The sequence below is a fragment of the Microbacterium sp. MPR-TSA4 genome (assembly GCF_058792815.1).
Map to the genome: position 1 here is coordinate 56134 of NZ_JBXAFF010000006.1, position 13691 is coordinate 69824.

The 13691-nt window shown below is 71.5% G+C and carries 16 protein-coding genes; 13 read left to right on the top strand and 3 right to left on the bottom strand.

Annotated elements, in window-relative coordinates; genetic code table 11:
- Window positions 1–48 precede the first annotated feature (48 nt).
- Both AC1Q49_RS05200 and AC1Q49_RS05205 read left to right on the top strand, forming a co-directional pair.
- Window positions 49–1173 (top strand): glycoside hydrolase family 15 protein, encoded by a 1125-nt coding sequence (locus AC1Q49_RS05200; protein ID WP_492491138.1) that lies wholly within the window; start codon window positions 49–51, stop codon window positions 1171–1173.
- Window positions 1170–3434, top strand: coding sequence for a glycoside hydrolase family 31 protein (locus AC1Q49_RS05205; protein ID WP_492491139.1), 2265 nt, complete (start codon window positions 1170–1172; stop codon window positions 3432–3434). Before AC1Q49_RS05200 ends, AC1Q49_RS05205 begins: the two co-directional genes overlap by 4 nt.
- A 9-nt stretch (window positions 3435–3443) precedes the next feature.
- Here the strand turns inward: AC1Q49_RS05205 and AC1Q49_RS05210 are convergent, their stop codons facing one another.
- Both AC1Q49_RS05210 and lexA read right to left on the bottom strand, forming a co-directional pair.
- On the bottom strand, window positions 3444–4460 hold the full coding sequence (locus AC1Q49_RS05210) for a hypothetical protein (protein WP_492491140.1): 1017 nt from the start codon (window positions 4458–4460) through the stop codon (window positions 3444–3446).
- A 2-nt stretch (window positions 4461–4462) separates the two neighbouring features.
- Window positions 4463–5128 carry a transcriptional repressor LexA gene (gene lexA / locus AC1Q49_RS05215; RefSeq protein WP_060959500.1) on the bottom strand — a complete coding sequence of 222 codons (666 nt, stop codon included), beginning with the start codon at window positions 5126–5128 and terminating at the stop codon, window positions 4463–4465.
- Window positions 5129–5404: 276 nt separating this feature from the next.
- On the opposite strand from lexA, the gene AC1Q49_RS05220 reads away from it, so the two are divergent.
- From AC1Q49_RS05220 to AC1Q49_RS05245, 6 genes are all read left to right on the top strand, one after another.
- Entirely contained in the window at window positions 5405–5827 is a 423-nt protein-coding gene (locus AC1Q49_RS05220) for a LysM peptidoglycan-binding domain-containing protein (protein WP_101306558.1), read from the top strand.
- 57 nt (window positions 5828–5884) lie between these two features.
- On the top strand, window positions 5885–6991 hold the full coding sequence (locus tag AC1Q49_RS05225) for a histidinol-phosphate transaminase (protein WP_060959501.1): 1107 nt from the start codon (window positions 5885–5887) through the stop codon (window positions 6989–6991).
- A 54-nt stretch (window positions 6992–7045) separates the two neighbouring features.
- Window positions 7046–7657 (top strand): imidazoleglycerol-phosphate dehydratase HisB, encoded by a 612-nt coding sequence (hisB, locus tag AC1Q49_RS05230; protein ID WP_060959502.1) that lies wholly within the window; start codon window positions 7046–7048, stop codon window positions 7655–7657.
- Window positions 7654–8322, top strand: a complete 669-nt coding sequence (hisH, locus tag AC1Q49_RS05235; RefSeq protein ID WP_060959503.1) for an imidazole glycerol phosphate synthase subunit HisH — start codon at window positions 7654–7656, stop codon at window positions 8320–8322. Before hisB ends, hisH begins: the two co-directional genes overlap by 4 nt.
- 61 nt (window positions 8323–8383) lie before the next feature.
- Complete coding sequence (gene priA / locus AC1Q49_RS05240; protein ID WP_060959504.1) at window positions 8384–9130, top strand: bifunctional 1-(5-phosphoribosyl)-5-((5-phosphoribosylamino)methylideneamino)imidazole-4-carboxamide isomerase/phosphoribosylanthranilate isomerase PriA; 747 nt, start codon at window positions 8384–8386, stop codon at window positions 9128–9130.
- Window positions 9114–9911 (top strand): SseB family protein, encoded by a 798-nt coding sequence (locus AC1Q49_RS05245; protein WP_101306556.1) that lies wholly within the window; start codon window positions 9114–9116, stop codon window positions 9909–9911. The genes priA and AC1Q49_RS05245 overlap by 17 nt, the downstream gene beginning before the upstream one ends.
- Window positions 9912–9923: 12 nt before the next feature.
- Here the strand turns inward: AC1Q49_RS05245 and AC1Q49_RS05250 are convergent, their stop codons facing one another.
- On the bottom strand, window positions 9924–10322 hold the full coding sequence (locus tag AC1Q49_RS05250; protein ID WP_060959506.1) for a DUF1844 domain-containing protein: 399 nt from the start codon (window positions 10320–10322) through the stop codon (window positions 9924–9926).
- A 233-nt stretch (window positions 10323–10555) separates the two neighbouring features.
- Here AC1Q49_RS05250 and infC point away from each other — a divergent pair, with 233 nt between their 5' ends.
- The 5 genes from infC (at window position 10556) to AC1Q49_RS05275 (ending at window position 13655) form a co-directional block, all read left to right on the top strand.
- On the top strand, window positions 10556–11221 hold the full coding sequence (gene infC / locus AC1Q49_RS05255; RefSeq protein WP_082734142.1) for a translation initiation factor IF-3: 666 nt from the start codon (window positions 10556–10558) through the stop codon (window positions 11219–11221).
- Between the two features lie 76 nt (window positions 11222–11297).
- Complete coding sequence (gene rpmI / locus AC1Q49_RS05260; protein ID WP_005048908.1) at window positions 11298–11492, top strand: 50S ribosomal protein L35; 195 nt, start codon at window positions 11298–11300, stop codon at window positions 11490–11492.
- A 30-nt stretch (window positions 11493–11522) separates the two neighbouring features.
- Complete coding sequence (gene rplT, locus AC1Q49_RS05265; protein ID WP_060959507.1) at window positions 11523–11903, top strand: 50S ribosomal protein L20; 381 nt, start codon at window positions 11523–11525, stop codon at window positions 11901–11903.
- A 74-nt stretch (window positions 11904–11977) separates the two neighbouring features.
- On the top strand, window positions 11978–12778 hold the full coding sequence (locus AC1Q49_RS05270; RefSeq protein WP_061782142.1) for a TrmH family RNA methyltransferase: 801 nt from the start codon (window positions 11978–11980) through the stop codon (window positions 12776–12778).
- Between the two features lie 88 nt (window positions 12779–12866).
- Complete coding sequence (locus tag AC1Q49_RS05275) at window positions 12867–13655, top strand: amino acid ABC transporter ATP-binding protein (protein ID WP_060959509.1); 789 nt, start codon at window positions 12867–12869, stop codon at window positions 13653–13655.
- Window positions 13656–13691: the final 36 nt, after the last annotated feature.

Here is a 13691-nt window from a genome sequence, read left to right on the forward strand (position 1 = left end):
GGGCGGGTCCGCCCGCCCCGACCACCGCGACTCCCACGGAACGGACCCATGACCACCACACCCCGCGTCGCGCTCGACGCCCTCCTCGACCGCTCCCGCACCGTCATCACCTCGTTGCAGGAGACCAACGGCGCCTACCCGGCGTCGCCGTCGTTCTCGGCGTACCGCGGGTACTGCTGGTTCCGCGACGGCTCGTTCATCGCCGACGGCGCCTCCGCCGCGGGCGAGGCGGCCTCCGCCTCGGCGTTCCATGACTGGTGCGCGATGGTCGTCGCCCGCTACGCCGACCGCATCCGCGACATCGTCGAAGCGGCGGATGCGGGCACCCCGCTGCCCGACGAAGAGATGCTGCCCGCCCGTTTCACCTTCGACGGCGGACTGGGCTCGGACGACTGGTGGGACTTCCAGCTCGACGGCTACGGCACCTGGCTCTGGGCCGCGGCCACTCACTGCGACCGACACGGCATCGACCCCACGCGGTGGGCGGATGCCGCCGCGCTCACCGTCGACTACCTTCTGAGCTCGTGGGCGCGCCCCTGCTACGACTGGTGGGAGGAGCACGACGAGGCCGTGCACGCCTCGACGCTCGGGTGCATCGCCGCGGGCCTGCGTGCGGCGGCCGACGCCGGACTGGTCACGGGCGAGCGCGCCGCGCGGGCCCGCTCGGGAGCGGCGGAGGTCACCGCCCGTCTCACGCGGGACGCCGTGGTCGACGGGCACCTCGTGAAGTGGATCGGCTCGGATGCCGTGGACGGCAGCCTCAGTGCGCTCCTCGCACCGCTGGGTGTGATCGATGCGCATTCCGCACTGGGGGCGGGGACCCTCCGCGCGGTGTCGGAGCAGCTGGAGGTCGAGGGCGGGGTTTACCGCTTCCGCGCCGACACGTTCTTCGGCGGCGGACGGTGGCCGCTCCTGTCGTGCTTCCTCGGTCTCGCCTACGCGGCGGCGGGCGAGCGCGACGAGGCCCTGCGCCTCCTGGAATGGGCCGCGTCGACCGCCACCGCGGAGGGGATGCTGCCCGAGCAGGTCGACGGGCATCTGCTCGCGCCCGGGTACCGCCAGGAGTGGCTCGAGCGATGGGGGCCGGTCGCGACCCCGCTGCTGTGGAGTCATGCGATGGTGCTGCGCCTGGCCGTCGAGCTGGGTGTCGACCGGGGGGAGCTCGCGGCATGATCCGTCATCGTCCCTCCGGGTCCGGGCATCCCTACTCCGACGACACCGAGCAGCGCAGTCCGGTGCAGCCGGTGGCGGGTGAGCCGCTGCGCCTCGGCGTGCGCACGTCGGGAGACATCGACGCGGTCACGGTCGAGCTGCGGGTGGACGGCGCCGACGCGGTGATCCTCCCGCTCGCGCGCGTCGCCCGGTCGTCGCGCGGACAGGCCGTCGACGGCGGGCACCTCGCCTCGGCCCAGGCGCGCACCGCGCGGGCCGCGGGCGGATGGCAGGTGGAGCTTCAGGCTCCGCCGGCCGGCAGCGTGTTGCGCTACCGGTTCGCCGCCGCCGGCACCGACCGCGGCGGCTCCACCCGCTGGTTCGAGACTCGGGTCGCGGCGTGGCGCGACGCGGATGCCGCGGCGCTCGCGGTCGAGGGGACCGCCGTGGACGTCGTGCCGGGCACGCTCCAGGTGCTCGACGACGGCGAGCGGATCCACCGCCTGCGCTTCGCCCTCCCGCTCGCGCCGGGGGAGCACGTCACCGGATTCGGTGAACGCTACGACGCGCTCGATCACCGCGGGGCGCAGTTGGACGCCGTCGTGTTCGAGCAGTACAAGAGCCAGGGGGCGCACCGGCGCACCTACCTGCCCATGCCGTTCGCGCACGTCGTGGGCGGCGCCGGCTGGGGGCTGCACGTGCGGACGTCGCGTCGCGTGTGGTTCGACATCGGAGAGCAGGTCTCCGATCGCCTGGTGATCGAGGCCGACGTGGATGCCGCCTCCGGCGCGCCGGCCGCGCTCTCGCTCGCCCTGTACACGGGCGATCCCACGACCGTGCTCGACGCCTTCCTCGCGGAGACCGGACGCCCCCGCGTCCTTCCGGACTGGGTGTTCGGACTGTGGGCCAGTGGCAACGAGTGGAACACGCAGGCCGAGGTGGAGCGCCAGATGGCGCTCCACCGTGAGCACGACATCCCCGTGCGCAACGTGGTGATCGAGGCATGGAGCGACGAGAAGAGCTTCACGATCTTCCGCGACGCGCAGTACGCGGTGCGCGAGGACGGCGGCCCGATGCGCTTGGCCGACTTCACCTTCCCCGCCGACGGCGCCTGGCCCGACCCGAAGGGCATGGTCGACGCGCTGCATGCGCACGACGTGCGTGTGCACCTGTGGCAGATCCCGCTGCTCAAGCTCCGCCCGCATCCCACCGGCCAGGCGGCCGCGGACGCGCGCGCCGCGCTCGCCGAGGGCGTCGTCATCCGGGAGAGCGCTCCGGACGGGACGCTGCGGCCGTACCGCAACCGCGGGTGGTGGTTCCCGCTCTCGCTCATGCCCGACCTCACCGACGAGCGTGCCGCCGCGTGGTGGACCGAGAAGCGCCGCTACCTCGTGGAGGAGGTCGGCATCGACGGCTTCAAGACCGACGGCGGCGAGCACGCGTGGGGCGAGGATCTCGTCTACCTCGACGGCTCGTCCGGCGACGTCGCCAACAACCGCTTCCCCGTGGCGTACGCCGCCGCGTACGGTCGGCTGCTGGAGTCGGCGGGCAAGGCTCCCATCACCTTCAGTCGCGCCGGCTTCACCGGCTCACCCGCGCACGGGGCGTACTGGGCGGGAGACGAGAACTCCACGTGGGAGGCGTTCCGCTGGTCGATGTTCGCGGGGCTCTCCGCGGCATCCTGCGGGATCGTCTACTGGGGCTGGGACATCGCGGGCTTTTCCGGTCCCATCCCCGACGCGGAACTGTACGTGCGGGCGATGGCGGCGAGCGTGTTCGTGCCGATCATGCAGTACCACTCCGAGTTCAACCACCACCGGCTGCCTTCCAACGACCGCACGCCGTGGAACATCGCCGAGCGGACGGGCGACGAGGCGGTGATCCCCGAGGTGCGCGCGCTCGTCCGGCTGCGCGAGCGCCTCGTGCCGTACCTCGCCGAGGCGGCGGCGCGCGCCGTCTCCTCGTCGGTGCCGATGATGCGCCCCCTGTACTTCGACCACCCGACCGATGCGGCCGTGTGGCGGCATCCGCTGCAGTGGATGCTGGGCAGCGACCTGCTCGTCGCCCCCGTGCTCGAGCCCGGGGCGCGGGAGTGGCCGGTGTACCTGCCGTCCGGATCGTGGGTCGAGGCGCGCACCGGCGCGGCGCTGACCGGCGGACGCGTGGTCACCGTCGACGTGTCGGCGCGGGACGCCGTCCCGGTGTTCGTCCGCGCCGAGGCGTGGGTCGCCTTGGCGCCGGTCCTCGCACCGGAGCGGGAGCCGCACCGCGACGAGGACTGAGACCGTCTCTCACACGGTGGGCTCGTCGGCGGCCGCCTCGTCCGTGCGGTGAGCCCACCGGTGGGCCACGCGTCGGCGCAGCGCCACGGCGCGCGGCGACGCGCCGGCGAGCCAGCCCGCTCCGACGAGGACGAGAGCCACGATGAGCACCACCACGGCCGTGCCCACGGCGCCGGCGAGGAGCCGGTCGTAGATCGCGAGCGCCGCGGCGGAGGAGAAGTCCGCCTGCGTCGCGGAGGACGCCACCCACGGGCGGCCGACCTCCGCGGCGATCAGCAGGATCGCCGACCCGATCCCCGCGGCGATGCCCGCCCGGGCGAGAGCGGCGGCGCGGCGTCGCGCGAGCACGACCCCGCCGATGAACAGCACGGCCGTGACCACCGGCATCCACCCGCCGAGAGCGACGCCGACGGCGTAGCCCGTCCGGATCGCCGAAAGGGTGTCACCCGAACCGATGATCACGACGTGGTCGACTTCGGGGATGAACGGAGCCAGCGGAGCGCCCTGCGCGACGAGGCGCTCTTCGACGGCCGCGACGATCGCGCCGATCTGGATGCCGAGGCCGTCGGCCGTCTGCACGACGACGCCGCCGCCGTCGGAGGTCGCCGCGACGGTCAGCGCCCGATGGGAGCGGCGGACGACCTGCTCCCAGACGGTGCTGAACGCGTCCGAGCGCACGGCGTCGGCCACGGCGACGTGCACGAGCTGCTGCAGCGCCGTCGCCGCCGGGCCTTCCAGGCGCCGCAGCGCCTGCGCCGCGCGGTCGCCCATGCCGAGGTCGATCAGGCCGTCGATGACCGTGCCGGTCAGCGCCGCCGTGTCGAGCCGCTCATCGATCGCCGTCGTCGATGCCGCGATCACGGCGTCCTGGACCTCGACGGCCTGCGACAACGGCGCGAGGGTGGCCGTGAACGCGTCCTCGTCGACGAGCTGCGTCCGCGCCCATCCGCTGACGATCGACAGGGGCAGCAGGACCGCCGCGACGACGATCACCGCCGTCGACGCCACCCCGCGCGCGGTGGCCATCCTCAGACGGCGCGCAGAACCGCGACGACGCGGCCGAGCACCACGGCGTCGTCGCCGAGGATCGGTTCGAACGCGGAGTTGCGGGGGAGCAGCCACGTGTGGCCGTCGCGCTGGCGGAAGGTCTTGACGGTGGCCTCGCCGTCGAGCATCGCCGCCACGATCTCGCCGTTGTCCGCCGTCGGCTGCGAGCGCACCACGACCCAGTCGCCGTCGCAGATGGCGGCGTCGATCATCGACTCGCCGCTGACCTTGAGCATGAACAGGTCGCCCTTGCCCACGAGCTGTCGCGGCAGCGGGAAGATCTCCTCGACCTGCTGGTCGGCGGTGATCGGCACGCCGGCGGCGATGCGGCCCACGAGCGGCACGAGGGCGGCATCGCCGAGGGCGGGCGCGAGGTCGGCGGGGTTCTCCGCGGCCGCGCCGGGCAGGTCGATGAGCACCTCCATCGCGCGGGTCTTGCCCGCGTCGCGGCGCAGGTAGCCGCTGAGCTCCAGCTGGTTGAGCTGATGGGTCACGCTCGACAGCGACTTCAGTCCTACGGCATCGCCGATCTCGCGCATGCTCGGCGGGTAGCCGTGGCGGGCGATGGAGGTCTGGATCACCTCGAGGATCTTCAGCTGCTTGTCGCTGAGGCTCTTCCGCCTGCGTGTCTGAGGCTTCTCGGCCATGTCGCGCGCTCCTTCGATCGCGTCCCCCCGAAGGCGTCGCCTTCGAATGTCGGAGGTAGGTGATGGGGTCGTCTTGTCGAAACCGTATCCGGTCTTCGCAGCCTCGACCGGCACGCGCCCGCGTGTCGCCTTCGATTCATCTGCGAGAACCGTGTGCTTGACACCCGAACACCATCGAAGATACATTCGGAAGAGAGATTCGCATCCGGCCCTCCCGGCCGAGGATCGGATGCGAATCTCTCGACACCCGGAGACACCCGTCCTGAGGAGGAACCCATGACCACGATCGACATCCTCGGCGCCTCGCCCCGCGGCCGTCTCGTCGCGGCGACCCCGATGACGACTGTCCGCGCGACGAACGCCCGCACGACGAACGCCCCGACGCGACTGCGTCTCACGGCACGGGGTCGGCGGGTCCTTGCGCTGCTCGCCTCCGTGCCCGCGGTGATCGCCCTCAGCATCGCGATCCTGTCCGGTGGCGGCGCGCTCGCCTCGAACGAGAACGGCTCCGGGGTCTCCTTCGCCCACGTCACGGTGCAGCCCGGTGACACGCTCTGGTCGATCGCGCACGCCGTCGCGCCCGATGCCGATCCGCGCGACGTGGTCGACGCGATCATGCGGCTGAACGCGCTGCCGTCGGGAAGCCTCGATATCGGCCAGAGCGTCGCGATCCCGGCGGAGTACAGCGCCGGGCGCTGATGCTCCCGGCGCCGGGAGCCCTCTCGGGGCGCCGCGCCGTGCAGTGCGCCGTCTACGATGTTCAGGGTGAGCGTCCGACTCGATGACCTTCCCCTCCGCGACGATCTGCGCGGGCTGACACCCTACGGGGCGCCTCAGGCGCCGCTGCCGGTGGCGCTGAACGTCAACGAGAACACCCACCCGGTGCCGGAGGACGTCGCCGACGACATCCTCGACAGCGTCGCGCGCGCGCTGCGCGAGGTGAACCGGTACCCCGACCGGGAGTTCACGGCTCTGCGCGAGGGATTCGCGGAGTATCTGGGTCACGGCCTGTCGGCGGCTCAGATCTGGGCCGCCAACGGGTCGAACGAGGTCCTCCAGCACCTGCTGCAGGCCTTCGGAGGTCCGGGACGCACCGCCTTCGGCTTCGCTCCCACCTACTCGATGTACCCGCTGCTGACGCGGGCGACGGGGGCGACCTACGCGCACGGCACCCGGGGCGTCGACTACACCCTCGCCCCGGAGGACGCCGCTGCCCAGATCGAGCGCGCCCAGCCGGACATCGTCTTCCTCTGCGCGCCGAACAACCCGACCGGCACCCCGCTCGGCCTCGACGTCATCGAGGCGGTGTACGACGCGGCGCCCGGCATCGTGATCGTCGACGAGGCGTACCAGGAGTTCGCGCCGCGCGATTCGCGCTCGGCGCTCACGCTCCTGCCCGATCGTCCGCGTCTGGTGGTGTCGCGCACCATGAGCAAGGCCTTCGCGTTCGCGGGTGCCCGTGTCGGCTATCTCGCCGCCGACCCCGCCGTGATCGACGCCCTGCGCCTGGTGCGCCTCCCGTACCACCTCAGCGCGCTCACCCAGGCCGCCGCGACCGCGGCGCTGCGGCACGCGCCCGCGATGCTCGCGATGGTCGACGACATCGTCGGTCAGCGCGACCGCATCTCGGCGACCCTCGACGCGCTCGGCTACCGCCCGTTCGAGAGCTGGACGAACTTCGTCCTCTTCGCGGGCGTGGAAGACCCGGCCGCCACGTGGCAGGCCCTCTACGACCGGGGCGTCCTCATCCGCGACGTCGGCATCCCGCACAGCCTGCGGGTGACGGCCGGCACCGAGGAGGAGTCGACCGCGTTCCTCGACGCGCTCGCCTCGCTGGGCCCGGGCGGAGCCACCGCGCGCTAGCGCGCGCCGGTAACACGCGGAAGCGGTCGCGCGGGCGCTCGGTAGACTCGGCGCATGAGTACTTCTGCCCCCCGCACCGCCTCCCTCCGGCGCGCGACGAGCGAGTCCACGATCGAGCTCGAGCTCGATCTCGACGGGTCGGGGCAGAGCCGCATCGACACGACGGTCCCGTTCTTCGATCACCTGCTCACCGCGTTCGCGAAGCACTCGCTCACCGATCTGACGGTGCGCGCCTCCGGCGACACCCACATCGACGCCCACCACACCGTCGAGGACACGGCGATCGTGCTCGGCCAGGCGATCCGGCAGGCGCTGGGCGACAAGAGCGGCATCTCGCGCTACGGCGACGCGCTCGTGCCGCTCGACGAGGCGCTCGCGCAGGCCGTCGTGGACATCAGCGGACGGCCCTACCTCGTGCACACGGGGGAGCCCGTCGGCTTCGAGCACCACCTCATCGGCGGCCACTTCACCGGCTCGCTCGTGCGCCACACCTTCGAGGCGCTGGCGTTCAACGCCGGGCTCACGGTGCACGTGACGGTCCTCGGCGGGCGGGACCCCCACCACATCGCCGAGGCGGAGTACAAGGCGTTCGCCCGAGCGTTCCGCCAGGCGAAGGCGCAGGATCCGCTCGTGCACGGCATCCCCAGTACGAAGGGAGCCCTGTGACGGACGGCGACGCGCAGGTCGGCACGCGACCGCTGGTCGCGGTGCTGGACTACGGATCCGGCAACGTCCATTCCGCCGTCAAGGCGCTCGTCGCCGCCGGGGCGGACGCGCGGCTGACGGCGGATCGCGGGCTGATCCAGGATGCCGCGGGCCTCGTGGTGCCCGGAGTCGGCGCCTTCCGTGCCGTGATGGACGCGTTGCGCGCGACCCGCGGCGACGAGATCATCGAGCGGCGCCTCGCCGGCGGCCTGCCCGTGCTGGGGATCTGCGTCGGCATGCAGGTGCTGTTCGAGCACGGGGTGGAGCGCGGCGAGGAGACCGAGGGGCTCGGCGAGTGGCCGGGCGCGGTCACCGAACTCGACGCCCCGGTGCTGCCGCACATGGGGTGGAACACGGTGCGCGCGGGGGAGGGGACGACGCTGTTCCGCGGCATCGAGCACGAGCGGTTCTACTTCGTGCACTCCTATGCGGCGCAGCACTGGACGCTGGAGGTCACGCGGCCGTTCCGCGAGCCGGCGCTCACCTGGTGCGACTACGGCTCGCCGTTCCTCGCGGCGGTCGAGAACGGTCCGCTGTCGGCGACCCAGTTCCACCCCGAGAAGAGCGGCGAAGCCGGCATCCGTCTGCTCGGCAACTGGATCTCGGCGTTGCCGTCGGCCCGGTAGTCTCTCTGCTTGTGTGTCACCGTGTCCGCAGTGCGCGGTCACTGAACCCCTTCCTGGAGCCATGAACGATTTCGCGTCGACCCCTGAACTGATCCTGCTTCCCGCCGTGGACGTCGCCGACGGCAAGGCCGTGCGCCTCACGCAGGGCGAGGCCGGCACCGAGACCAGCTACGGCGATCCCGTCGAGGCGGCCCTCACCTGGGCCCGCGACGGTGCGCAGTGGATCCACCTCGTCGACCTCGACGCCGCCTTCGGCCGTGGCAGCAACGCCGCCGTGCTCCGCAAGGTCATCAAGCAGCTCAAGGGTGTGCAGGTCGAGCTGTCCGGCGGCATCCGCGACGACGCCACGCTCGAGGCGGCGCTGGACTCCGGTGCGGCGCGCATCAACCTCGGCACGGCGGCGCTGGAGAACCCCGAATGGGCGGCCGACGTCATCGGCCGCTACGGCGACGCGATCGCGGTCGGCCTCGACGTGCGCGGGACCACCCTCGCGGCGCGCGGCTGGACGCGCGACGGCGGCGACCTCTGGCAGGTGCTCGAGCGCCTCGAGGACGCCGGCTGCAGCCGCTACGTCGTCACCGACGTCACCAAGGACGGCACGCTCAAGGGACCGAACCTGGAGCTGCTGCGCGAGGTCACGGCGCGCACGGTCAAGCCGGTGGTCGCATCCGGCGGCATCTCCAACCTCGACGACATCGCCGCGCTGCGCGAGCTCGTGCCGCTCGGCGTCGAGGGAGCCATCGTCGGCAAGGCCCTGTACGCGGGCGCGTTCACGCTCGCCGAGGCGCTGGATGTCGCCGCAGGCTGAACGGCCCGGGGACGGCGCGGGAGGCCACTCCTGCGCCGCCGACTCGGCGGGCGTGCCCTGGGAGGGGCGCTCGTTCGAGGCGAACCCGCACGCCGGTGACGACGGATCGGCCGATCCCGCGCTGCTGGCGGCACTGACCGCGTTCCGCGACGGCAGCGGCGACGCGGTCGCCGTCGTCGACGCCTACCGCTCGGCTCGGCTGCTCATCCCCCTGGTCGCCGAGGCGGGGGAGGTCGGCGTCGCACCGTCGGGCCACCTCGTCGACAAGACGCAGGAGCTCTCGATCGTGACCGTCGCGGGACCGGACGGGCGCACGGTGCTGCCGGTGTTCACGTCCGTCGCGACGATGGCCGCGTGGGACCCGAAGGCGCGGCCGGTGCCGGCCGACGGCATCCGCACCGCCCTGTCGGCCGCGGCCGACGACACCGACCTGATCGTGATCGACCCGGCATCCGCGACCGAGTTCGTGCTGCGCCGACCCGCCGTGTGGGCGATCGGGCAGGCGCTGCCGTGGGAGCCCGCCCACCTGTCACCCGAGGTCATGGCCGGTCTGCACGCGTCGATCGGCGCCGAGCTCGGCGTGCTCGACCTCTCGGTGGCCAGCGGCGACCCGGAGGCGCGCCTGCGCGGACCGGAGCTGATCGTGCGCCTGCACCTCGTTGACGGTCTGGACCAGACGCAGCTCGACGCGATCCTGCAGCGCCTCGCCGCCCGCTGGGCGGCGGACGACCGCATCGCCGTGCTCGTCGACTCCCTGACGGTCAAGCTCGTCCGCGGCTGACCGTGCCGCCGGTCAGGTGACCGGGCCCGTCCACTTCTCGCCCGGTCCCTTGCCGATCGGATCGGGGATGACGGATGCCTCACGGAAGGCGAGCTGCAGGGAGCGCAGCCCGTCGCGCAGCGACCGCGCATGCATGTCGCTGATCTCCGGAGCGCCGGCGGTGATGAGACCCGCCAGGGCGTTGATGAGCTTGCGGGCCTCATCCAGGTCGAGCTGCGTGGCCGGGTCGTCGGCCAGTCCCGTCTTGACGGCCGCGGCGCTCATGAGATGCACGGCCGCCGTCGTGATCACCTCGACGGCCGGGACGTCGGCGATATCGCGGCTCGCCGCCGCGGCGGCGCGCTCGCGCTCCTCCCATCGGGCGAGCCGTTCGGCCTCGTGGGGGTCGGGGGAGGAGGGAATCGTGTCCACGTGCTGCTCTCTGCTAGACTGTGCGGGCGCCGGAGTGTTCTGCTCCGGATCGAAAGAGGATCACATCCCACCCGCGCTTGCCGCTCCAGGCTACCGGGTCACGCACTCCGCCCCGTCCGACGGGGCCGCCACGACGGGATCCGTTGCGGGTGAGGGTGCAGGAACGAAGCCGACGTGCGCGTCGTGCGGGGTGGACGTGACGATCTTCCGCCCGAGACACATCCCTGTGTCCGGTGGCACCCACCCGTACGACTAAGGAGTTCCGCATCAGCGATCCCCGCACCAATGACCGCATCCGCGTTCCCGAGGTCCGCCTCGTCGGACCCGCGGGTGAGCAGGTCGGCGTCGTCCGCATCGAGGTCGCGCTGCGCCTCGCTCAGGAAGCAGATCTCGACCTCGTCGAGGTCGCCCCCAACTCGAAGCCGCCCGTGGTCAAGATCATGGACTACGGCAAGTTCAAGTACGAGGCCGCCCAGAAGGCCAAGGAAGCGCGTCGCAATCAGGCCAACACGGTCCTCAAGGAGGTCCGTTTCCGTCTGAAGATCGAGGCTCACGACTACACGACCAAGCTCAAGCGCGCCGAGGGCTTCCTGCAGTCGGGTGACAAGGTCAAGGCCATGATCCTCTTCCGCGGTCGCGAGCAGTCGCGTCCCGAGCAGGGTGTGCGTCTGCTGCGCAAGTTCGCCGAGGACGTCGCCGAGTACGGCACGGTCGAGTCGAACCCGACGATCGACGGTCGCAACATGGTCATGGTCATCGCCCCGCACAAGAACAAGTCCGAGGTCAAGACCGAGCAGAACGCCCAGCGTGCTGCCAACAAGGAGGCGGCGCGCCAGGCGCGCACGACCCCGGGCGCCGAGCCCGAGTCCGCCCCCGCCGAGACCGCTCCCGCGGAGTAGGTCGCCCGGCCCGCGGCCCCGCCGCGTCGGCCCCACGAGCTCCCGCCCCGCGGGAACCACAACGAAGGATAGAGACATGCCGAAGCAGAAGACCCACTCGGGTGCCAAGAAGCGCTTCAAGGTCACCGGTAGCGGGAAGATCAAGAAGCAGCAGGCGAACCTCCGCCACAACTTCGAGGGCAAGCCCACCAAGCGCACGCGCCGCCTGTCGGCCGACAAGATCCTGGCTCCCGGCGACGCGAAGGTCGCCAAGAAGCTCCTCGGCATCTGAGCGCTGACGCAGACGAGAAAGTAGAAGAAAATGGCTAGAGTCAAGCGGGCCGTCAACGCCCACAAGAAGCGTCGCGTCATCCTCGAGCGCGCCTCCGGTTACCGCGGTCAGCGTTCGCGCCTGTACCGCAAGGCCAAGGAGCAGGTCACCCACTCCCTGGTCTACGCGTACCGCGACCGTCGCAAGCGCAAGGGCGACTTCCGCCGCCTGTGGATCCAGCGCATCAACGCCGCGAGCCGTGCGAACGGCCTCACCTACAACCGCTTCATCCAGGGCCTGGGCCTGGCCGGCGTGCAGGTCGACCGTCGCATGCTCGCCGAGCTGGCCGTCAACGAGCCGAAGACCTTCGCGTCGCTCGTCGAGACCGCCAAGAAGGCGCTGCCGGCGGACGTGAACGCGCCCAAGGCGTAATCACCGCAACACAGCACACAGAAGGGGTGTCCTCCGAACGGGGGACACCCCTTCTTCTTCTCTAGGATGAGAGCGTGCTCGAAAACCCTCGCTCTCCGCGCGTGCGCGCCGTCGCCAAACTGACCAAGCGCAGTGCACGTCAGGAGACCGGGCTGTTCCTGCTCGAAGGGCCGCAGGCCGCCCGCGAGGCGCTGGCCTTCCGCCCCGACACCCTCGTCGAGCTCTTCGCGACGCCCACGGCGATGGAGAGGCACCAGGACATCCGCGACGCCGCGCGCGACGCGGGGCTGGAGATCGTCTTCACGACGGAGGCGGTGCTCGACGCGATGGCCGACACCGTCACGCCGCAGGGCATCGTCGCGGTCGCGCGCCAGTCGCCGACGTCGCTGAAGGACGTGTTCGCGGCATCCCCGACGCTCATCGCGATCTGCGAGGAGGTGCGCGATCCCGGGAACCTGGGCACCATCATCCGCGCCGCCGACGCGGCGGGCGCGGATGCCGTCGTGCTGACCGGGCGCACCGTCGATCCCTACAATCCCAAGGTCGTGCGGGCCACCACCGGGTCGCTCTTCCACCTGCCGGTCGCGGTCGGCGCCGAGCTGTCCGCGACCGTCGAGCGTGCCCACGCCGCGGGGATGCGGGTGGTCGCCGCCGACGTCGGGGGCGACGACTTCCTCGCGCGCCGCGAGGTGCTCGCCGAGCCCACCGCCTGGCTGTTCGGCAACGAGGCGCGCGGCCTCGAAGACGCCGCGCTGGGCCTCGCGGACCTCTCGCTGCGCCTCCCGATCTACGGGCGCGCCGAGTCCCTGAATCTCGCCACTGCGGCCAGCGTCTGCCTGTACGAGACCGCCTTCGCGCAGCGCGGAGGGCGCTGACGCGCATTGTCGCGGGTCGGTCACGACTCGGTCAAGATCCTGTGCATAAGTTGTGCCACGTCGAGGTGATCTGCCTAGGCTGGCCCGCATGTCGACTCCCCACCCGGCTCCGGCGACGTCCAACATCACGGTCCGTCGAGGCGATCCCCTGGTCGTGATCGATGCGGTCGAGAAGCACTACGGCGACTTCCACGCCCTGAAGAACATCGACCTGACGGTGAACCGCGGCGAAGTGGTGGTGGTCATCGGGCCGTCCGGTTCCGGCAAATCGACGCTCTGCCGCACGATCAACCGGCTGGAGACGATCACCAGCGGCACGATCTCGATCGACGGCACCGAGCTGCCGAAGGAGGGCAAGGCCCTCGCCGCGCTCCGCGCCGACGTCGGCATGGTCTTCCAGTCGTTCAACCTGTTCTCGCATCTGACGATCCTCGAGAACGTCACTCTCGGGCCGATCAAGGTCAAGAGGATGAAGAAGGCGGATGCCGAGGCGGAGGCGAAGGTCCTCCTCGAGCGCGTCGGCGTCGGCCACCAGGCGGCGAAGCTGCCGGCTCAGCTGTCCGGAGGTCAGCAGCAGCGCGTCGCGATCGCGCGGGCGCTGGCGATGAAGCCGAAGGTGATGCTCTTCGACGAGCCCACCAGCGCGCTGGACCCGGAGATGATCAATGAGGTGCTCGACGTCATGGTCGGCCTCGCCCAGGACGGCATGACGATGATCGTCGTCACCCACGAGATGGGGTTCGCCCGCAAGGCCGCCGACCGCGTCGTGTTCATGGCCGACGGGCAGATCGTCGAGCAGGCCCGGCCCGAGGAGTTCTTCACCGCACCGAAGAGCGACCGCGCGAAGGACTTCCTCTCCAAGCTGATCACGCACTGATGAAGACGTCCGCGCCCGGCACCGGCGCGGTCAACG

Coding starts and splice junctions, on each gene's coding strand:
- lexA (WP_060959500.1), bottom strand. CDS start 5,128: ATGGCCGAGAAGCCTCAGACACGCAGGCGGAAGAGCCTCAGCGACAAG.
- AC1Q49_RS05210 (WP_492491140.1), bottom strand. CDS start 4,460: ATGGCCACCGCGCGCGGGGTGGCGTCGACGGCGGTGATCGTCGTCGCG.
- hisB (WP_060959502.1), top strand. CDS start 7,046: ATGAGTACTTCTGCCCCCCGCACCGCCTCCCTCCGGCGCGCGACGAGC.
- priA (WP_060959504.1), top strand. CDS start 8,384: ATGAACGATTTCGCGTCGACCCCTGAACTGATCCTGCTTCCCGCCGTG.
- AC1Q49_RS05225 (WP_060959501.1), top strand. CDS start 5,885: ATGTTCAGGGTGAGCGTCCGACTCGATGACCTTCCCCTCCGCGACGAT.
- AC1Q49_RS05220 (WP_101306558.1), top strand. CDS start 5,405: ATGACCACGATCGACATCCTCGGCGCCTCGCCCCGCGGCCGTCTCGTC.
- AC1Q49_RS05275 (WP_060959509.1), top strand. CDS start 12,867: ATGTCGACTCCCCACCCGGCTCCGGCGACGTCCAACATCACGGTCCGT.
- AC1Q49_RS05245 (WP_101306556.1), top strand. CDS start 9,114: ATGTCGCCGCAGGCTGAACGGCCCGGGGACGGCGCGGGAGGCCACTCC.
- AC1Q49_RS05200 (WP_492491138.1), top strand. CDS start 49: ATGACCACCACACCCCGCGTCGCGCTCGACGCCCTCCTCGACCGCTCC.
- rplT (WP_060959507.1), top strand. CDS start 11,523: ATGGCTAGAGTCAAGCGGGCCGTCAACGCCCACAAGAAGCGTCGCGTC.
- rpmI (WP_005048908.1), top strand. CDS start 11,298: ATGCCGAAGCAGAAGACCCACTCGGGTGCCAAGAAGCGCTTCAAGGTC.
- AC1Q49_RS05205 (WP_492491139.1), top strand. CDS start 1,170: ATGATCCGTCATCGTCCCTCCGGGTCCGGGCATCCCTACTCCGACGAC.